Origin of the sequence: Thiocapsa marina 5811 (assembly GCF_000223985.1) — a bacterium.
Lineage (GTDB): Bacteria > Pseudomonadota > Gammaproteobacteria > Chromatiales > Chromatiaceae > Thiocapsa > Thiocapsa marina.
This window is the reverse complement of record NZ_AFWV01000002.1, coordinates 290,308-311,310: the sequence shown is the minus strand read 5'-3', so window position 1 is coordinate 311,310 and position 21,003 is coordinate 290,308. Positions and strand designations below refer to the sequence as shown.

At 66.1% G+C, this 21,003-nt stretch carries 13 protein-coding genes; 12 read left to right on the top strand and 1 reads right to left on the bottom strand.

Features of this window, described 5'->3' with window-relative positions:
* Window positions 1-141 precede the first annotated feature (141 nt).
* Window positions 142-1,650, bottom strand: a complete 1,509-nt coding sequence (gene malQ, locus THIMADRAFT_RS03740; protein WP_007191633.1) for a 4-alpha-glucanotransferase — start codon at window positions 1,648-1,650, stop codon at window positions 142-144.
* A 184-nt stretch (window positions 1,651-1,834) separates the two neighbouring features.
* On the opposite strand from malQ, the gene THIMADRAFT_RS03735 reads away from it, so the two are divergent.
* The 12 genes from THIMADRAFT_RS03735 (at window position 1,835) to THIMADRAFT_RS24390 (ending at window position 20,956) form a co-directional block, all read left to right on the top strand.
* Window positions 1,835-3,787, top strand: a complete 1,953-nt coding sequence (locus THIMADRAFT_RS03735) for a methyl-accepting chemotaxis protein (protein WP_007191632.1) — start codon at window positions 1,835-1,837, stop codon at window positions 3,785-3,787.
* 14 nt (window positions 3,788-3,801) lie between these two features.
* The gene (cheB, locus tag THIMADRAFT_RS03730; protein WP_007191631.1) at window positions 3,802-4,878 is read left to right on the top strand and encodes a chemotaxis-specific protein-glutamate methyltransferase CheB; all 1,077 of its coding nucleotides are present in this window, start codon (window positions 3,802-3,804) and stop codon (window positions 4,876-4,878) included.
* On the top strand, window positions 4,878-6,389 hold the full coding sequence (locus THIMADRAFT_RS03725) for a CheR family methyltransferase (protein WP_007191630.1): 1,512 nt from the start codon (window positions 4,878-4,880) through the stop codon (window positions 6,387-6,389). The genes cheB and THIMADRAFT_RS03725 overlap by 1 nt, the downstream gene beginning before the upstream one ends.
* A gap of 10 nt (window positions 6,390-6,399) precedes the next feature.
* A complete protein-coding gene (locus THIMADRAFT_RS03720) occupies window positions 6,400-8,700 on the top strand; it encodes a hybrid sensor histidine kinase/response regulator (RefSeq protein ID WP_007191629.1) in 2,301 nt (766 codons plus the stop codon).
* A 149-nt stretch (window positions 8,701-8,849) separates the two neighbouring features.
* A complete protein-coding gene (locus THIMADRAFT_RS03715) occupies window positions 8,850-9,200 on the top strand; it encodes a response regulator (RefSeq protein WP_007191628.1) in 351 nt (116 codons plus the stop codon).
* Window positions 9,201-9,218: 18 nt separating this feature from the next.
* Window positions 9,219-11,018 (top strand): diguanylate cyclase, encoded by a 1,800-nt coding sequence (locus tag THIMADRAFT_RS03710; RefSeq protein WP_007191627.1) that lies wholly within the window; start codon window positions 9,219-9,221, stop codon window positions 11,016-11,018.
* Window positions 11,008-11,556 carry a chemotaxis protein CheW gene (locus THIMADRAFT_RS03705; RefSeq protein WP_007191626.1) on the top strand — a complete coding sequence of 183 codons (549 nt, stop codon included), beginning with the start codon at window positions 11,008-11,010 and terminating at the stop codon, window positions 11,554-11,556. The genes THIMADRAFT_RS03710 and THIMADRAFT_RS03705 overlap by 11 nt, the downstream gene beginning before the upstream one ends.
* A 5-nt stretch (window positions 11,557-11,561) precedes the next feature.
* On the top strand, window positions 11,562-12,056 hold the full coding sequence (locus tag THIMADRAFT_RS03700) for a hypothetical protein (protein WP_007191625.1): 495 nt from the start codon (window positions 11,562-11,564) through the stop codon (window positions 12,054-12,056).
* 235 nt (window positions 12,057-12,291) lie between these two features.
* Window positions 12,292-14,031: a circadian clock protein KaiC gene (gene kaiC / locus THIMADRAFT_RS03695; RefSeq protein ID WP_007191623.1), complete on the top strand. Its 1,740-nt coding sequence runs from the start codon at window positions 12,292-12,294 to the stop codon at window positions 14,029-14,031.
* Window positions 14,028-14,309 (top strand): circadian clock KaiB family protein, encoded by a 282-nt coding sequence (locus THIMADRAFT_RS03690; protein ID WP_007191622.1) that lies wholly within the window; start codon window positions 14,028-14,030, stop codon window positions 14,307-14,309. The genes kaiC and THIMADRAFT_RS03690 overlap by 4 nt, the downstream gene beginning before the upstream one ends.
* On the top strand, window positions 14,309-16,690 hold the full coding sequence (locus THIMADRAFT_RS03685) for a sensor domain-containing protein (protein WP_007191621.1): 2,382 nt from the start codon (window positions 14,309-14,311) through the stop codon (window positions 16,688-16,690). Before THIMADRAFT_RS03690 ends, THIMADRAFT_RS03685 begins: the two co-directional genes overlap by 1 nt.
* A gap of 291 nt (window positions 16,691-16,981) precedes the next feature.
* Window positions 16,982-20,956 carry an EAL domain-containing protein gene (locus THIMADRAFT_RS24390; protein WP_007191620.1) on the top strand — a complete coding sequence of 1,325 codons (3,975 nt, stop codon included), beginning with the start codon at window positions 16,982-16,984 and terminating at the stop codon, window positions 20,954-20,956.
* Window positions 20,957-21,003: the final 47 nt, after the last annotated feature.

Genomic DNA, 21,003 nt, shown 5'->3' with positions numbered 1-21,003 from the left:
TCGACGACGGCCGCAACAACGAACGTGGGAGCTGACGCGGTTTAGATTCGAAAGCTTATGGACATCTAAACCGCGCGCAGCTCAGCCGGCAGTTGTTGCGCGTCCCATCGTCAGCGCAACCTTCGGGGCAGGCATGCCGTTTCAGGTCGGATAGGGCAACCGACCGTAGATCCGGCTCAGGACACGCAGCCGCTCGGCTGCGTCGTCCGTCAACATCGCGTCGCGGTACCGCCACAGCCAATTGCCCTCGGACGTCCCGGGGCGGTTCATGCACGCCTCGGCGCCCAGACCCAGGACATCCTGCATCGGGAAAAGCGCAAGCGCTGCGACCGAGCCGAGCGCGCTGCGAATGAAATCCCACTGGATCTCGCTGCCGTCGCTGTTGAGATACAGCATCGCATTCTGTCGCGTTTGCGGATCGCGCAATGCCCACCACCCGAGCAGGGTGTTGTTGTCGTGGGTGCCGGTGTAGACCGCGAGGCTGGAACGATGATTGTGGGGCAGGAAGGACGAGCGTCCGAACCCGCCCTCGGTGTCCTCGAACCCGAATTGCAGGATCGCCATGCCGGGCAGGTCGAGCCCGTCGCGCAGGGCCTCCACGTCCTCGGTGATGACACCGAGATCCTCGGCGATCAAGGGCAGTCCATCACCCAGCGTCGCACGCAAGGCGTCGAAGAGCGCCATCCCCGGGCCCGGCATCCATCGGCCCTCGACGGCGGTCTCCTGCGCCGCCGGGATCTCCCAATAACCGGCGAACCCGCGGAAGTGATCGATCCGCACCAGGTCGACCAGCTCCAAGACCCGTCGCAGGCGTTGCACCCAGAAGCTGTAGCCGTCCGCCGCGACCTTCGGCCAATCGTAGAGCGGATTGCCCCAACGCTGACCGGTCGCGCTGAAGTAATCCGGCGGAACCCCGGCGACGACCGTCGGATGACCCTCCTCGTCGAGCTGAAACCATTCCCGATGCGTCCAGACCTCGCTCGAGTCATGGGCGACGAAGATCGGCATATCGCCGATCAGGCGCACACCGCGACTGTTGGCGTAAGCGCGTAGCCCGGACCATTGCGTGAAGAAGAAGTATTGGATCAGGCGCTGCGCATCGAGCTCGCGCGCATGCGACTTGCTCCAGCGGGCCAGGGCCTCCGGCTCGCGTCGGGCCAAGTCGGCACGCCACTCGGTCCAGGGACGATGGCCATGGTGGACCTTCAGCGCGTGATAAAGGGCGAAGTCATCCAACCAGTCGGCATGCGCCCGACGAAACAGGAGATAGTCCTCGCGCTCGGCCTCGCTCGCATGCTCCTGAAACGCATGCACCGCGCGTGCGATCAGCGCACGCTTCCACGGGATGACGGAATGGAAATCCACCTGGTCGGTCGGAAAATCCGGTGCATCGAGCGCGTCCGGACCCAGCCAACCCGCCTCGACCAAGAGTTCCGGGCTGATCAATAAAGGATTACCGGCAAAGGCGGAGGTGCACTGATAGGGCGACTCTCCGTATCCGGTCGGCCCCAGCGGCAACATCTGCCACAGCCCCTGCCCCGCTGCCGCGAGAAAATCCACGAAACGCCGGGCCGAGTGCCCGAGATCGCCGATCCCGAAGGGACCGGGCAGCGATGTCGGGTGAAGCAAAATGCCGCTGGTGCGGTGCATGCCGTGACTCCAAAGTCTGGGCGAGGGATAAAACTCGCGAGTCTACCCAAAGCGCGGACGAAAAGCCGCGCCGGATTGTTCGCAGGTTCTCACTGTCGCCGATTTGAATTCAGCTAAACTCTCTGCGTATTTACCGCGGCGGACCGACGTCGGGCGCCTGCTTCCACACGAGAGACGCGTCCAGATGTTCAAGCAAATCCGCCTGTGGGCCAACATCCTCCTCGTGATCGGCGCCGCGATCATCCTGGCCATCACCACGCTCACGCTGGTGAGTCTTCACAATCTCAAGACCGTTAGCCGCACGGCCGAAGAGTCCGAGCTGCGCCAGCTCGCGGCGATGGTCCAGACGCAGATCCGCGAGGAGGTCGGCCTGGCGGAGGCACTCGGCGTCCTGGTCGCCGAGATGCCGGAGGTCCAGACGCGCTTCGCCGCGGGCGATCGCGACTGGCTCGTGGAGCAATTCCACCCGCCGTTCGAGGCCCTCGCGCGCGACTTCGGCGCGGTTCAGTTCCAATTTCATACCGCGCCGGCGATGTCTTTCCTGCGACTGCACATGCTGGAGAAGTTCGGCGACGACCTGTCGAGCTTCCGCCAGTCGGTGGTGGATACCAACCGCGATCGCGAGCCTCACCGCGGGTTGGAGGTCGGTGTTGCGGGTCTCGGCGCCCGCGGCGTGGTGCCGATCCTCCAGGCAGGGCGCCACCTCGGCTCGGTGGAATTCGGCATGTCGTTCGGCCAACCCTTCTTCGACGACTTCAAGGCAAACTACGGCGTCGAGGCCGCCCTGTATATCCTACGCGACGGCGAGGTCGAGACCTTTGCAAGTACCCATGCAGGCCAGCCCTTCCTGGGTCCGGATGCGTTGAGGGCAGCCTTTGCAGGCGAGCCCCAGATTGCCGAGATCGACAGCGAAACGACTCCGTTCGCGGCCTATGCGGAGATGGTTCCGGACTATTCGGGCAAGCCGTTCGGCGTCCTCGAGGTAGCGATGGATCGCACCCCGTACGTCGCAGTCCTCGACAAGACGCGTATGCAGGCCATGATCATCGGCGTGCTGGTCGCATTCTTCAGTATCGGCATCTCGCTGATCACTGCCCATGCGATCACCAAACGGATCCGCCGTCTGGCCGACGAGATCGATCGTGTGACCAACGGCGATCTGAGCAGTGGCGAGGCGATCGACGGCAACGACGAGCTGGCCGATCTTGCCCGCGCGCTCGACGGGATGCGCGGGCACCTCAACGCCTTGGTCACGGGCGTCGAGACCAGCGCCTTTTCGGTCCACGCGGCATCGCGCGAGATCGCGCAGGCGATCGACGGACAGGCCGCGACATCCAGTCAGATGTCGGCCTCGGTGGCCGAGATCACCTCGACGATGGAAGAGCTCTCCGCCTCCTCGACCCACATCGCGGAGTATTCCGAGTCCGTCGTCGCCATCGCCGGCCGGACCTACGACGACAGCCTGCGCGGCTCCGATGCCATGCAGCACCTGGTCGAGAAGATGCGACGGATCGGCGAGGACAATCAGACCGCGCTGAACGAGATCCTGGAGCTCGGCACCCGCTCCAAGGAGATCTCCAAGATCATGCAGATCATCGATACGGTCGCGGATCAGACCAAGCTGATCGCCTTCAACGCGGCCCTGGAGGCATCCTCCGCAGGCGAGGCGGGAAAACGCTTCGGTGTCGTCGCCGCCGAGATCCGTCGACTCGCCGACTCGGTGACCGCATCCACCGGAGAGATCACCGGCAAGGTCGCCGAGATCCAAGAGTCGATCAACCGGCTCGTGATCAGCTCGGAAAAGGGCTCCACCGGGATCCAGCAGGGGATCGCGGACTCGGCCGGCACGGCCGACATCCTTCAGGCCATCGTCGAGGCCGCGAGCGAGACCTCGACCTCGGCCCAGCAGATCAGTCTCTCGACCCAACAACAGCGCACCGCCAGCAGTCAGGTGGTGATCGCCTTGCGCGAGATCGTCGCCGCCAGCTCCGAGACCGCCGGCGCAGTGCGCCAAATCGCCGACATCGCGCGCGACATGAGCGAGCTCTCGAGTGCCCTGCAATCGCGTCTGGATCAGTTCGTGCTTAACGAAACACACGCGACGTCCGCCGCGCCCGGCGAATCGAGCCTGTCCTGACGACGGAGCCATGGATGCAACCGGTACGGGTCTTGGTGGTCGACGACAGCCGCTCTGCGAGGAGCCTGATCCGGGCGCTGATCGAAGCGGCGCCGGGGCTCATCGTCTGCGGCGAAGCCGCCGATGGTCGAGAGGCGGTCGAAAAGACCCTGGCGCTCAAGCCGGATATCGTCACCATGGACCTTCAGATGCCCGAAATGGACGGGATGCAGGCAATCGAGGAGATCATGTCCCGCCATGCCGTGCCCATCCTGGTCCTCTCCGACCTGGCCGACGCCCGCAATGCGATCGCCGCGGTCGCCCGGGGCGCGCTCGAGGCCGCGCGCAAGCCCGCCTTCGACGAGGGGCCGGGACTGGCGATGCGCCTGCGCATCCTGGCGCGGATTCCGGTCATCCGCCATATCCGCCGCAATGGCGCACTCACGGTCAAATTCGGACCCGAAGATCCATCGCCCCCCGCTCACCTTGACGCGCGCACACCCACCGAGCCGAGCCGCCGCGGCTCGCCGGTCGTGGCCATCGCCTCCTCGACCGGCGGACCTCAGGCCCTCGCTCGCATCCTACCGGACCTCCCCGCAGACTTTGCGGCCCCGGTCTTGATCGCCCAGCACATCTCCGATGGCTTCGCCGGGGCAATGGCCGACTGGTTGAGCCACCTCTGCGCGCTGCCCGTGAAGATCCCCGTCGAGGGCGAGGCACTCGTGCCGGGGCAGATCTATCTCGCCGATTCGATCACCCACATGACGCTGGGTGCCGGACGGCGTATCCGCTTGGAGCAACGCGTGGAGACCGACATGTATCGCCCGAGCTGCGATCGGCTGCTGGCGAGCGTCGCGGCGCAGGTCGGGCGCGATGCCGTGGGCGTGATCCTCACCGGGATGGGACGCGACGGCGCACAAGGGATGCTCGCGCTCGCCAAGGCCGGCGGGACGACCATCGCCCAAGACGAGGCCACCTCGGTCATCTTCGGCATGAACCGCGAGGCGATCCTCGCCGGCGGCGTGCAGCTGACGCTGCCGCTCGATCTCATCGCAGCCAAGCTCTGCATGCTGGCCGGTCGTCGCACTGCGCAGGGCGGCGGGATCGTCTGATGCCGATCCGCTCGTTCAAGTCCTTTATCAACGATCGGCTCGGACTGCACTTCGGCCCGGACGCGGATGAGCGACTCAGCTCCATCCTGGCGAGCAGGATGAGTGCGACCGCCGCGGGATCCATCGAGGCCTATCTCCAATCCGCCGCTGCCGATCCGGTCGAGCTCGGTCGTCTGACCGGTCTCCTGACCGTCAACGAGACCTACTTCTACCGCGAGCCGGCACATCTGAAACTGCTCGTGGAGCGACTCGTGCCCGCGCGCATGGCACAAGCCGCGAAGGGCAATCCGATCCGAATACTCTCCTTGGGATGCTCCACCGGAGAAGAGCCCTATTCGATTGCCATCGCCTTACGCGAGCGTTACGGCGAGCTCTCGGAGCATCTGTTCCGCATCACCGCAGGGGACGTCGACGACGCAGCACTGGAACGCGCCCGCGCCGCGGTTTACGGGCCGTTCGCCTTTCGGGCACTGCCTGCCGAGCTGCGGGATCGCTGGTTCTCCAGGGTCGACGGGACGCATCGCCGCGTCGACGGGACGATCCGGCGACAGGTCGATTTCGTCTCCTGGAACCTGGCGGCACCGACCTACCCGACGGCCATACCGGGACAAGACATCATCTTCTTCCGCAATGTCTCCATCTATTTCGACCCGGCGACCCGCAAGGCGGTCATGACGCGTTTACGTGACCTGCTCAAACCAGGGGGGCATCTGATCGTCGGCACCTCGGAGACGCTGGCCAACGACTTCGGTCTGATGCGCCTGCGTGACCTGGACGGCGTCTTCCTGTTCGACAAAACCCCCGTCGAACCCACGCCGGGACGCGCGAGCCGCGGATTCGTCGCACGCTCGGGCACGGCGGTCACGACGCCCGCGAGCGCCCGTGATCTCCGAGCCGGATCGACTCGGCCCGCCTCGACCGACCGAGGCGATCCGGGCGCGATCGACCCTCGTCCGGACACGGCCGGACCGATCGTGCCGTCCGGGACCCCGGCCGATCCTGAACGTTACGCGCAGGCCATGACCTCGGCCCGTTCGGAACGTTTCGAGGAGGCGCTTCGGCATCTCGCCCCGCTCTGCGATCGCAAGGAGGCTGCGCCCGAGCACCTCGCGCTCCAAGCCCATCTACTGCTCGAGCGCGGCGACACGGCCGGCGCCGAAGCGGCCGCGCGGCGCGTGCTGACCCAAGACCCCTGGTCTTCGGACGCGCTCCTTCTGCTCGGGCGCTGCGCACGTCTGCGCGGCGACACACTGGGAGCGATCAACGCCTTGCGTCGGGTGGTCTACGACACGCCGAGCTGCTGGCGGGCCCATTACCAGCTCGCCGAGACCTATCGCCAGCGCGGCGAGACCGGCGCGGCAGAGCGGGAATACCGGATCGTGCTGCGCCAGCTGCAGAACGAGACGCTCGCGATGCAGCGCGCGGGCGCACTGCCCTCGCTCCTGTCGGTGAAGGATCTGCGTTTCCTGTGCGAGACGCGCCTGGCCCGTCTGGCCGACGCCGCGGCCTGAGACACGCCTCGTGGCGCTCGACATCACCAAATTCATCGGTCGTTTCGTCGACGAGGCGCGCGAGCATATCGCCCGGCTCGAGACCGGACTCGCCACGCTCGGGACGGCGGGCGCGGGCGACCGAGACGGCATCGACGCCCTCTTCCGATCCGCCCACACCATCAAGGGATCCTCGCGCATGCTCAAGCTCGCGAGCATCGCCGAGACCGCCCACCATCTCGAAGACGTGCTCGGTGTCTTGCGCGAAGGCAAGATCCAGCCCGACCCGGCACTCGCCGCACTCCTGATGCGCGCCGTCGACGGGATCGGGGCAATGATCGAAGAGGTCGCCGCCTCCGGCGCCGGCGCGGCCTCCGGGCCACCGGATCAAGCCCTGTGCGAGCGTCTGACCCGGGCCGCCGCAGGCGATTGGTCCGAGCCGGGCCCGATATCGGCTGCAGACCGGTCGGCCGCCGCCGATGCGCACGCAACGCCGTGCTCGACCCGAGGCGACATACCGGCCGGACCGCCCGCGCCTCCCGTGTCGGCACCGGACCCGACGCCGCAGCTCCCGCAGCCGACAGGCCCCGAGGCCGCGACCGGCATCCGTGCACCCGAGAGCGTGCGCGTGCGGATGGACAAGCTCGACGCCCTGGTCAAACTGATGGGCGAGATGGTCTCCAACCAGGCGCGGCTGCGTCACGCACTGAGCGAGGCGCGCCTGCTCGACGCCGCGGCCGGAGCGGTGGCTGCACGGAGCGTTGCCGAAACGGGGAGCACGTCGGCGGAGCTTGCCCGCGCACTGCATCGGTTCACGCTCGATCTGCGCGACCTGACACTCGATCAAGAGCGGCTGACCGGCGAGCTCAACGACCGGGCACTCGGCATGCGGATGCTGCCTCTCGGCACGGTCCTGGACCCGATCGCCCGGGTCGCGCGCGAGCTCGGGCGCTCGCTCGGCAAGGAGATTCGGTGCGAGACGAGCGGCAGCGAGATCGAGCTCGACCGCCAGATCGTCGACCACCTCGGCGATGCGCTGGTCCATCTGGTGCGCAACGCCATCGACCACGGTATCGAGTCGGCCGCGGATCGTCTGGCGGCCGGCAAGCCGGCGCTCGGGCAGATCAGTCTCTCGGCGCGTCAAGAAGGCGGCGCCGTGCTGATCGCCATCAGCGACGACGGCCGCGGACTCGACCGCGCGCGCATCCTCGAGAAGGCAATCCAAAAGGGCCTGATCGAGACCGGTGCCGGCCGAGAGATCACCGACGAGCAGGTCGCCGACCTCATCTTCCAACCCGGCTTCAGCACCAGCGCAATCATCACCGAGGTCTCGGGACGCGGTGTCGGGATGGACGTGGTCAAGCGCGCCATTACCGACGACATGCAAGGCTCGGTCTCGATCAACACGCGACCGGGCGCCGGAACCACCCTGACGCTCAAGCTCCCGCTCTCCCTGGCGGTGATGCGCATCCTGCTGCTCGAAGCGGCCGGGCACTGCTTCGGGTTGACCGCCCCGCACGTCTCCGAGCTGATCCGCACCTCCCGCTCCGAGACGATTCAGGTCGCCGGACGCCCGGCGGTCGTGCTCCGCAACGAGCTGGTCCCCTTGATACCCCTGGCCGACCTCCTGGGTCTGCCCGCACCGAGCGAGTCATCCGCGCACGGGCGGCGCGGACTCGACGAGGAGTCCCTCCTGGTCGTCATCATCGGGGTACGACAGGCAAAACTCGGGCTTGTGGTGGATCAGCTCGTCGACGAGCGCGACATGGTCCTCAAGCCGCTGCCCGAGCACATGCGCGGCCGGGGTCCGCTCGGCGGACTGGTCGGCGGCGTGGTCGTCACCGGCACCAAAGCGCTGGTCAGCCTGCTCCAGGCCCCCGCCCTGCTGGACGCGGCACGACGTATGCGCGGCGAGGCGATCAAGGCAGCGGTGAAGGACTCGGCACGTCGGCATGACGGACAACAGGGCCAGCACGTCCTGGTGGTGGACGACTCGTTGAACACGCGCGAGATCGAGAAGGAGGTCCTCGAGGCGTCGGGCTATCGCGTCACCCTGGCCGAAGACGGCCTCGACGGCTGGCAGAAGGCCGTGGGCGGGCGCTTCGACGCCGTTCTCACCGATGTCGAGATGCCCGGTCTGGACGGCTTTTCACTCACCGCCAAGCTGCGCGAGAACGACAAATACCGCTCCACGCCCATCATCATCGTCACCTCGCGTCAGACCCGCGAGGACAAACAGCGGGGCATCCAGGTCGGCGCCGACGCCTATATCGTGAAAGGCGATTTCGACCAATCGAATCTCGTCGACACCCTGCGGAATCTGCTCGGCTGATCACACACAGCCGATGAGGAACGGTTCAAAAATGATTGAAACAACTCTCGACGGGAGCGCTCCTTTGCCACGGCTGTCGTTGTCGTAATCGACAGCGATTTGTTTCGATGCTCGACTTATTTCCGACACGTTACCGAGGACCGTTTGTCATGCGTATCTTGATCGTCGACGATGATCCCTTCGCCGGAGCGATGGCCGAGGCCATTCTGGATGCGGAAGGACACGACTGTAAGCTCGTGGAGAGCGGCGTGGAGGCACTCGACGCACTCGGCGAGGAACACGAGCGATTCGAGCTTGTCATCTCGGACATGCACATGCCGCTCTCGAGCGGCTTGGACCTGTTTCGGGAGATGCGCGATCGGGGCATCCCGATCCCCTTCGTCCTCCTCACCGGTGACGACCCGGAGCCGCTGCGCGAGCAGGTCCCCGGCCTTGCCGCCTGCCTGACGAAGGATGCGTCGCTCGAGGTCACATTGCCGGCGGCCGTCGCCGGACTCTAACGAGGTCGCGCGAAAACGATGGACGCCGAACGGGACAAGGCCCCCAAGCCCGCCGCGCCGGACAAGGCCGAATCCTTTCAGAGCCGCAAGGCGCGCCTGCGCGCGTCCTTTTTGTCCCAGCTGCCCGGGCGTCTTGCCGATGCGCGCCGCGCCGTCGCCGAGCTGCGCGCGGGCGAGATCGAGCACGCGCGGCTCGACGCACTCTACGTCCTGTTCCACACCTTGAAGGGATCAGGCGCCACCTTCGGCTTTCGACAGATCGGAGACGCCGCCAGAACCGCCGAGCAGGCCGTGCGCCGGGCCATGGACTCGGGCGGTCACGTCGAGCCGACACTGCCGGCCGAGCTCGCGTGTCTGTTGGACGATCTGGACGCGTTGGCGCTCGCCGCCGATGTCCAGGCGGATCCGGACACGGCTCCCGGATTCGAGCTGCCCGGGCCGCAGTCCCGGCCCGAACCCGCACCCGGACAAGCGCCCGACGCACACCCCGGACAACCTGCCGATCGCAGTCAGCGGATGGTCTATCTCTGCGACGACGACCCGGATCTTGCCGCGCAACTGGCCGGTCAGCTCGGCTGTTTCGGCTATCGCGTGCGGGCCTTCACGACCCTCGCCGACCTGCGCACGGCGGTCGAGAGCGAACGCCCGGCGGCGATCATCCTCGACATCGTCTTCCCGGAGGACGAGAACGCAGGGCCGAAGATGCTGGCCGAGCTCCGGAGCGCAGAGCAGGAGACGATCCCCTGCATCTTCATCTCCTGTCGCGACGACTTCGAGGGTCGCCTTCAGGCGGTGCGTGCCGGCGGCAGTGCCTACTGCACCAAGCCGATCAAGACGGTCGAGCTGCTGGAATTCCTCGATGCGCTCACCAACCCGCATCCGCCCGAGCCCATCAACGTCCTGGTGGTGGACGACGACCGCGAGCTGGCCCAGTTCCACGCCACGGTCCTGGAAGAGGCCGGCATGGTCGCCAAAGCGGTGAGCAACCCGGAGCAGGTGCTGAGTCTGCTCGACACCTTCGATGCAGACCTGGTGCTGATGGACATGTACATGCCGGACTGTTCGGGTCCGGAGCTGTCGCGGATCCTGCGCCAGATCCCGGGGCACGTCAGCCTGCCGATCATCTATGTCTCCTCCGAGACCGACGTGGAGCGCCAGCACAAGGCGCTCGCGGTCGGTGCCGACGGCTTCCTGACCAAGCCGATCGAGCCGGCGCGACTCGTCGCCGAGGTTGCTCTGCGGGCCGAGCGGATGCGCATCCTGCACTCGCTGATGGTCCGCGACGGTCTGACCGGGCTCTTCAACCACAACGCCATCATGCAGTTTCTCGAGGTCGCAGTGGCGAATGCGCGCCGGGGCGGGACCTCCCTGTGCTTCGCCATGATCGACGTCGATCACTTCAAATCGGTCAACGACACCTACGGCCATCCGACCGGCGACCAGGTTCTCATGGCGCTGAGCCGGACGCTGCGCATGCGCCTGCGCGAGGACGACCTGGTCGGTCGCTACGGCGGGGAGGAGTTCGCGGTGGTCCTCAACGGCGCGGGCGTCGAGCCGGCCAAGCGCATCCTCGATGCATTGCGCACCAGCTTCTCCAACGTGACCTTCTTCTCGGACGGACAAGAGTTCCACTGCACCTTCAGCGTCGGGGTGTCGGACTTTCCGACCTTCGCCACCCCCGACGCCCTGACCGAGGCCGCGGATCGGGCGCTTTACCGGGCCAAAAAGGGCGGTCGCAATCGGGTCGAGATCGCGACCGAGCAAGACGCGCTACCCGAGCAATCGCCCGACTCGGCGGAGACATCCGATGGATCTTGAGCGCACCGAACCAGACGCCGAGCCCTCCGAGCGCGACACCCTGGACATGATCCTGGATCGACGGCGCGAAGCCGGCGCCCGGATCCTCGAGGTCGAGACCGCCAAGGTCAAGCTCGTGATCTTCGTCGTCGGCGAGACGCCGCTGGCCTTGCCCGCGCGCGTGCTGGTGGAGATCCTCCCGCTTACGACCATCCATTTCGTCCCGGGTTGTCCGCCGGCGTTGGAGGGCGTCATCAATGTCCGCGGCGATATCGCCTCGGTGGTCCGACTCGGCGATCTGCTCGGCATGACGCATGCGCCGTCGGCCCGTCGCTCGGCCATCCTGCTCGGCCAAGGCACGCAGGTGCGCAGCGGGTTGCGGGTCGATCGGGTGGTCGACGTGCTGGACGTGACCGAGGAGTCCATCCAAGCCCCGCCGGACAGCCTGCCCGAGCCTCTGCGCGGGCTCGCAACCGGGGTGTTCGAGCATCAGGGACAGATCGTGATCCTGCTCGATCTGGATCGGCTGTTTCAGACCCTGTTGCCCGAGCAGCGGTGACGCGGATGACGCGCACAGACGAAGCGCAAGACACGCGCGTCGAGGGCGGCATCGATCTGGTGCTCTTCAACCTCGGCGCACTGAGGTTCGCCGTTGACTCCGAGCAGATCCGAGGCATCGCCGATCCCGCCGAGACCCCGGACGTGCAGGCGCCCGCGTTGGCCGATCTGCTCGGCCTCGCGCACGCACGCTCCGCGACGTCGCCCGACACGCATGGATCGCGCGAACGTCTGCTCCGGTTTCGAAACGGCCCGCGGGACGCCGCGCAAGACGCATCGCAGACCGGAGGGATGCGCATCGGGGAGCCGATCTCGCTACGGCACGTGCCGTTCGACGCGATCCATCCACTGCCCGCACTCATGGAGGCCCTGTCCGCGCTGCCCTGCGTGCGAGGCATGGTCGCACTCTCCACGACGAACGCGGACGACCTCGCCATCCTGCTCGACCCTCGGCGCTTCCCGAACGAGGCACGCACGGCCCCTCGGATGATCCACCAGTAAAGGATGCGTTGGCCTTCTTCGATGGCGTGGATCACGGATGTCCTGCGCACGGAATTCTGTGACGAAGGGCAGGGTTACCTGTATGGTCGACCCTTGGCGGCAGCCGCCTTCCCGGAGAGTTGGTCCATAATGGAGGGTGTGCGTGTGCCGACCGACCAAACGGCAGCGGCGCGCAAACCCGAGCCAAGCTGATCGGACTATCAACATCGCTACGATACGAGAAACCAAGGTCGAGATGACCAGACTCCCGACCAACGCCGACGTCCCCGCATCGGACTCGGCCTTGGAATCCATGCACAAGCCCCCGATCGCCACCGGCATCGAAGGGCTCGACTTCATTCTTCAAGGTGGTCTCCCGGCCGGGCGCCCGACCCTGCTGCGCGGCGCCGCCGGCACCGGCAAGACCGTCATCGCGCTGACCTTTCTCTGCCAGGGGATCGCGGCGGGCGAGACCGCGGTCTTCGTCACCTTCGACGAGGCCCCCGAGGCCCTGCTCGGTCATGCCGAGGGCTTCGGGTTTCCCGCCCGGCGCTATCTGGCCGAAGGGCGTTTGCGCATCCTGGACATGCGCCCGGATCGCAACGAGGTGCAGGTCGGCGAGACCATCGAGCTGACGGCCGTCCTCGCCCGCATCGGCTTTGCGCTGGACAGTCTGGGCGCAACACGTCTCGTGCTGGACGCCGTCGACGGCATGGAAACGGGCTTCGCGGATCTGCCGAGCCTGCGCGGCGAGCTGACGCATGTCTTCGACTGGATCCGCGAGCGCGCCGTGACCTGTCTCATCACGGTCGGCGAATATGCCGACTTCAGCACCCGCTACGGACTCGAGGACTATATCGCCGATTGCGTCATCGCCCTCACCCAAGAGGTCAGCAACCGCGTGATGACGCGCGTGCTGCGCGTGGTCAAACGCCGCGGCGCCGCGCACGGCTCCAACGAGTATCCCTTCCTGCTCGATCGCGGCGGGATCTTCCTGGTTCCGATCACCGGCTCCGTTCTCAGCGCCAAGGTGTCCGACACGCGTCTGTCGACCGGCATCTCCGGGCTGGACGCGATGCTCGGCGGCCAAGGCCCCTACCTGGGCTCGATCACACTGCTGTCCGGGCAGGCCGGCACCGGCAAGACCAGCATCGCGTGCAGCTTTGCCCGCGCCGCGTGCGAGGCCGGGCTGTCGGTCCTCTACATCAGTTTCGAGGAGAGCCTCGACGAGCTGATCCGCAACCAGCGCAGTCTCGGCATCGACCTCGCCCGTTATCACCGCACGGACGGCGGCACCGTCGACGGGCTCGGCGCCCTGCTGCTGCAGCCGGTTCGCGCGGTGGAGCTGGGTCTGGAGGAGCATCTGATGCGCGCCATCCGCTCGGTCCGCCAACATCGCCCGGCGCTCGTCATCCTCGATCCGATCAGCGGTTTGGCCGCGCGCAGCCGCGACCCTGTCGCCAAGGAGATGTTGCTGCGCCTGCTCCACCTGATCAAGGAGGAAGGCGTCACCACGGTCGCGACCGAGCTGCTCGCCGACGACGGCTCCGGGGTGAGTCATCTGGATGTCTCCTCCATCATCGATGTCTGGATCAAGCTGCGCCGACACGAAAACGACGGCGAAATGAACCGGCTGATCACGGTCGTGAAGGCCCGCGGCCTGCCGACCTCGGATCAGGTGAAGGAGTTTCGAATGAGCCGCGACGGGCTGCAGATCGTCGACCCCTATGTCGGCGAGGGCGGCATCGTCTACGGCACCGCGCGCATGGCGCGTCAAACGGAAGACGAGGAGACGATCAGCCAACTCCATCTCGATCTCGAGCGCGCGCGTCAGTTGCGCGCCGAGCTGGGCGAGATCCAGGCCGCCAACGAGCGCCTGGCGCGGGCCGAGCACGAGGTGAAGACCGCCGCTCTCGACCGTCAGGCCGCCGAGATCGAGCGCCGTCTTGCGGCCATCGAGCGCACGCGGACCGCGATCGGACGAGGCCGCGCATGACGACCCATCTCTTGAGACTCTACATCGCCGGTCGGACGCCCGCTGCCGATCGGGCCGTGCGCAATCTGGAGCAGCTCGCCGTCGAGGTCGCCACCGCGGATCTGGTCCTGCAGATCGAGGTGATCGACATCCTCAAGCGTCCCCAGCTCGCCGAGGACGAGCGCATCCTCGCCACACCCGTGGTCATCAGGAAGCTGCCCCCTCCGATGCGACGCGTGGTCGGCGATCTCTCCGAGCGAGAGAAGGTCTTGATCGGTCTCGATCTCAAGGTCGATTGATGGCCGCGTGCCGCGTTGACTTCGAGCGAATCGTTGCGCTGGCATCGGACGCCATCCTGATGCTGGACCGGCAGGGCGTCATCCGATACGCGAACGACGCTGCCGCGTCTCTCTTCGGTCGTTCCGTTCAAGCGCTACTGGGCGCTGATTTCGGCTTTGTCGTCATCCCGGACGAGCCGACCGAGATCGAGATTCCATGCGCCGGCCGCATCCTCTCGGCGGACATGCGCTGCGTCGAGATGGCGATGGACGGGGATGAGGTCTTCGTGGTCTACCTGCGCGATGTCACCGAGCACAAGCTCGCGCAGGCCGGGCTAAATGAACGCGACCGTCTGGTGCGGATGGCCGCGGACCTCGCACGGATCGGTGCTTGGGATGTCGACCTCCTCGCCAACCGGGTGACCTGGTCGGACGAGGTCTGCCGAATCCACGAGGTGCCGCCCGGCACGGTGGTGCCCGTGGAGGACGGCATCTCTTACTATGCGCCCGAGTGGCGAGAGCGCATCACGCGCGTCTTCACGGCCTGCGCGCGCGCGGGTGTCGGTTACGACGAAGAGCTGCAGATCATCACCGCGAAGGGTCGGCGGGTCTGGGTCCGCACCATCGGTGCCGCGGTTCGCGACGTCTCGGGCCGCATTGCCCATGTGCAAGGCGCCTTTCAGGACATCACCGAGCGCAAGACCGCCGAAGAGGGCCTACGTCTCTCGGCCGCCGTCTTCGAGAGCACCAGCGAGGGCGTGGTCATCACGGATACGACCCCGTTGATCATCGCGGTCAATCCGGCCTTCACCGAGATCAACGGCTACCCCCCCGAGGAGGTGCTGGGTCGCAACCCGAGCCTGCTCAAATCCGGACGGCACGAGCAGCCCTTCTACGAGGAGATGTGGCAGGCCCTGCTGGATCGAGGACACTGGCGCGGCGAGGTCTGGAACCGCCGCAAGGACGGCGAGATCTATCCGCAATGGGTCAACATCAACGCCGTGCGCTCGGAGCTGGGCCAAACCACACACTATGTCGGCGTCTTCTCGGATCTCAGCGACGTCAAGCGCTCCGAGGCGCAGATCGAGCGCCTGGCGCACCGCGACCCGCTCACCGACCTCCCCAACCGGCTGCTGTTCCGAACCCACTTGGAGCAGGCCCTGCTGCGCGCCGGCGCGAGCCGAGCCCGCGTCGGCATGCTCCTGGTCGACATCGACGGCTTCCGGCACATCAACGACAGCCTCGGACACGCGGTCGGCGACCTCGCACTGCGCGAGGTGGCCAAGCGCGTGACCCTGCTGGCCCACGTCGAAGAGACCGTGGCACGGATGAGCGGCGACGAGCTCGCCTTGCTGCTCGAAGGCGACGATGACGTCGATACCCGTGCCGCACTGATGGCCGAGCGCATTCGGGAGAGCCTGAACAAGACCTTTACGGTGGATGGCTCGGAGCTCTTCATGAGCGCGAGCATCGGCATCGCCATCTATCCCGATGACGGCACCGATGTCTCCGAGCTCATGCAGAACTGCGATGCGGCCCTCTATCAAGCCCGCGAGGCCGGCGGCAATACCTACCGCCACTATGCGCGCGGCCTGACCGACTATGCGCGCGAGCGTGTCACCATGAGCTCGGAGCTCAACCGCGCGATCGAGCGCGACGAGCTGCAACTGCACTATCAGCCGCTGGTCGATACCGCAAGCTCTCGGGTGACCGGGCTCGAGGTCTTGGTGCGCTGGCAACATCCCGAGCGCGGGATGGTCCTGCCGGACAGCTTCATTCGGTTGGCCGAAGAAACCGGACTCATCATCCCGCTCGGCGCCTGGGTGTTGCGACATGCCTGCCTCCAGGCCCGAGAATGGGAGGCCGCGGGGATCCCGTTCGGGCGCATCGCCGTGAACGTCTCCGGTGTTCAGATCCAGCGCAGCGATTTCGCACGCACGCTCGAATCCATCCTTCACGAGACCGGGCTGGGCGCGGAACGTCTCGAGCTCGAGCTCACCGAGACCTTCGTCATGGATCTGCGCGAGGACGCGCAGCAACTCCTCGGCGATCTCAAGGACCTGGGGATCGCATTGGCAATGGATGATTTCGGCACCGGCTATTCCTCGCTCGCCTATCTCAAGGGGCTGCCCTTCGATACACTCAAGATCGACCGGAGCTTTATCGGCGGGCTTCCGGACGACCCCGCCAGCGCAGCCATCGTCACCGCCATCACGACACTCGGCAACAGCCTCGGGTTCGAGGTCTTGGCCGAAGGGGTCGAGACACAGGCACAACGCCGCTTTCTCATCGGGGTCGGATGCCGACGTGCGCAGGGCTATCTCTTCAGCCCGCCGGTTGCGCCGGAGGCGGTCGTTCGGCTCTTGACTCGAGCGGCACGACACGCCACGAGCAGTTCATGAATCGGTCAGGATGGGACTATCATTGCGGAATGTACGCAGGCCTTGCTCATGCAACGGCAGGGTGAACGAGCGCGGTCGACGGAGCCCGGAGCTGGTGGACTGCGCTGCGCTTGTCCACCCTACGGCGCTTGTCCATATGTGGTCCGCCCTTGGGCTCGGATCAGCAGCGTAGCCGGGTTTTGAAAGACGCCGGCAGGCGGATAGCGTTATTCGCGCCTCCGCAGGCCGGCGAAGAGCCACAGCATCCTGTTCCGAGGACCGAGCGGCCGCTCGGCGAGGCGTGACGACGCGATGACAAAATCTCCACTGGACGTCGCCGAGATGACGGATCTGCGCGAGCGAGCCCGCCGGATCCTGCGCGACCACACCTTCGACGAGACCATGGATGCCTTCGAGCGGGGTAATCTCGATCTCGAGAGGCTCCTCGAAGAGCTGCATATCTACCATGCCGAGCTCTACATCCAGCAACAGGCCCTGAACGACAGCCGGCAGATTACCGAGCGTGCACTCGCGCGCTTCACCCGACTCTATCGCGAGCTGCCCTTCCCGGTCTTGCTCATCAGCGCACAAGGCCAACTCAAGGAAGGCAACGCCGCGGCGCAGCGGCTGCTGCCGTTCGATTGTCGACTCTTCATCCATCTCGCCGCCGAGGGACAGACAAGAGTCCTCGAAAATGCGTTGCTCGATTCACGTCGAACCGGCCGCGCGGATTGCAGGGAGGTTCGCCTACGGGGTCAGGGCAACAGCATCGTCACCGCCGATCTGCGCCTGATCCGCCTCCCGGAAATCGACGGAGACGAGGCGGAGATCGTCTGCAACCTTGTCGATCAGACCGAGCAGGTCGCGCAACGCGAGGATCTGGTCGCCGCCAACCGACGCCTGCGGATCCAGGAAGAGCGTTATCACATCGTCGCCGACTTTGCCCCCGACTGGGCCTACTGGATGGGCGAGGACGGGCGTTTCCGCTATGTCTCTCCGGCCTGTGCGCGCATCACCGGTTACCCGGCAGCGGCCTTCCTGAAGGACGCGGATCTGTTGTTGCAGGTCATCCATCCGGACGACCGCGAAGCATATTCCACGCATCTCCACGGCGAACACGCAACCCACCGATTCAAGCCGATGCGGTTTCGGATCCACACCCGCACGGGCGAGCTGCGCTGGATCGAGCATCTGTGCGTACCGGTCAGCGGCGAGGGCGGGCGCCCGCTCGGGCACCGCGGCTCGAATGTCGACGTGACCGAGAAGGTCGCGCTCGAAACGGCGCTCGGCATGGCCTCGGAGGTCATCGATGCGAGCTCCACGATCGCGTTTCATTGGGCGCCGGAGCCGGGTTGGCCGGTCGTCTATGCCTCGCCGAACGTGCGCCGTTGGGGCTATTCGCTCAAGCAGATCCTTGCGCGGCGCTTGACCTTCCTCGATCTGGTTCATCCGCAAGACCGCGACCGTCTGGTCGAGACCTTCGAGACCTTTGTGCGGGAGAAGCAAGACGTCTTCCGGGCGACTTACCGGGTTTGTTGGGCGGACGGCTCCGAACACTGGGTGGACGAGGAAACGCGCTGCGTCTTTTGCCCTGACGGGCGACTTGCCTATTTTCACGGGATCGTGACCGATGTCACCGAGCGTGAGCGGTCACGACGAGATCTGAAACGGCAGTTGGATCTGCAAGCGCTGGTCGCTCGGATCTCGTCGCGGCTCATCGACGCCACCGGCGACACGCTCGACTCGATCGTGGGCTGGGCGCTCGAGCGCATCGGCGGCGTGCTCGACGTCGATCGCTGCTATCTGCTCCGGTTGGAGGAAGACGACGCAAGCATGGGCATGAGCCATGAGTGGTGCGCCGCCGGTATCCAGCCCTTCATCGATGAGTTTCGGAACACGCCACTCGAACGGTTTCCCTGGTGGGCCGCGCAGCTGAGAACACGCTCGCCGGTCTCGATTCCCGATGTCTCGGCGCTTCCGGACGAGGCCGCTGCCGAGCGCGCGGAGCTCGAACGTCAATCCGTCCGATCGGCGCTGACCGTGCCCATGTCCAGCGGTGGCCGGATCTGCGGTGCGCTCGGTATCGAAACGGTCACGCGGCAGCGCAACTGGGACGACGACGAGATTCGGATGTTGCAGGTCATCGGCGATGTGATCGCCGGGACCTTGCTCAGGACGGCTTCGGAGCTCGGCCTGGCAGCCAGCGAGAACCTCTATCGGCGCGTCACGGCCATGATGAGCGACGTCGCCTACTCATGCCTGGAGCGTCCCGGCGAAGGATTCCGGATCGATTGGATGACCGACTCGGTCGATGCGCTGACCGGCTACAGCCTGGCCGAGATGCGGACGATGGGATGCTGGAGCTGTTTGCTCATCGAGGAGGATCTCGGCATCTTCAACGACAAGGTCGCCGGACTCGCCCCGGGAAGCAGGACAGAGTGCGAGCTGCGTCTGCGCCGCAAGGACGGGACGGTACGCTGGCTCCGCGCCACGACCGAATGCGTTGCCGAAGACGGCGCTACGGCGCTGCGTCGACTCTATGGCGGCCTCGTGGACATCACCGAGCACAAGGCGCGCGAGGCCGAGATCGAGCGGCTTGCGCTGGTGGTCGAGCAAAGCCCGAGCATCGTGCTGATCACCGACATCGCGGGGACGATCGAGTACGTCAATGCACGCTTCTGCGAGAGCACCGGGTATCGGCCGCAGGAGGTCCTGGGTCAGCCGGTGGATATCCTGCGATCCGAGACCCGCACCCTGGACGAAAACTCGGCGATTTGGAGCGCGCTGCAACACGGCGAGTTCTGGACCGGGGAATTGCAGAATCGCAAGAAGTCGGGCGACGCCTATTGGGAGTACGCACACATCACGCCGTTGCGCGACGGACAGGGCCTCATCACGCATTACGTCAAGCTCGCCGAGGACATCAGCGACCGCAAGCGACTCTCGCAGCAGGTCAGTTACCTGGCCCGCTACGATCCACTCACCGGCCTGCCCAATCGGACAGCGATGCGCGAACGCATCGAGCAGGCCCTGGTCGCCTCGGGTCATTCCGACAGGATCCTCGCGCTCCTCTCGATCGACCTGGACGACCTGCGGTCGGTGAACGACTCGTTCGGTCACCCGGCCGGCGATCAGCTCTTGCGCGCTGTAGCGGAACGCTGGCAGCCGCTCCTGCGAGACGAGGATACCCTGGCCCGATTCAGCGGCGACAACTTCATCACCCTCGCCACCGGTCTGCGACGGGCCGAGGACGCCTCCGTGCTGGCCGATCGTATTCGCGAGGCGCTGGCGCAACCGATCGCCCTCGGGGAGCAGGGCGTCGTCGTGAGCTGCAGCATCGGCATCGCGCTCTACCCAAAGGATTCAACGACGGCCGAAGAGCTGCTCAGCCATGCCGACACCGCGCTGCACGGCGCAAAGATGGAAGGCCGCGGTCTCCATCGGTTCTTTACCTCGGCGCTGAACGATGATCTGCAGGAGCAGTTTCGCATCGAGCAGGCCCTGCGTCGCGCGATCGACCGTCATGAGCTGCTGCTTCATTACCAACCGCGCGTCGACATCCTCACCGGCCGTATCCGGGGTTTGGAGGCATTGGTCCGGTGGAATCACCCGGAGCTCGGCTTGATCCCGCCGGGCCGCTTTATCCCGGTCGCCGAGTCCAGCGGACTGATCCTGCTCGTCGGACCCATCGTCGTGCAGCTCGTTTGCGAGCAGATCGCCGCCTGGCGCAGGGCCGGGGTGCCTGCGGTGCCGGTGGCGTTGAACCTCAGCGCGACCGAGCTCTATCAGAGCGGCCTTGTCGGGCGGATCGCGAAAACCGCGGCCGAGGTCGGGGTCGATCCGGGGCTCCTGGAGATCGAGGTGACGGAGAGCGCGGCCATGCGCTCGATCGATCAAGCGGTCGAGGTGTTATCGGAGCTGCGCAATCTGGGGTTTACACTCGCGCTCGACGATTTCGGGACTGGCTACGCCTCCCTGAGCTACCTGAACCGACTGCCCGTGCAGGCACTGAAGATCGACCGCTCGTTCCTTGCCGAGATCGGCAGCGGAGGGCTCGGGGAGTCTCAGGCGGAGACGATCGTGAAGGCGATTATCGGGCTCGGTGCGAACCTCGGTCTTCAGGTCATTGCGGAGGGGGTCGAGACCGAGGAGCAGCGAACCTTCCTGATCTCTCACGGCTGTCGGGAGGCGCAAGGCTTTCTCTTCTGCCGACCGGGGCCAGCCGATCGTATCGAGAGGCTGCTTCGAGAGCAGATCGTCGTGCCGGGGGCCGAGACAACGGACTGAGTCGCGTCGGGCACACGAGCGATTTCCAAGCGGTGTCCGGATCGGCC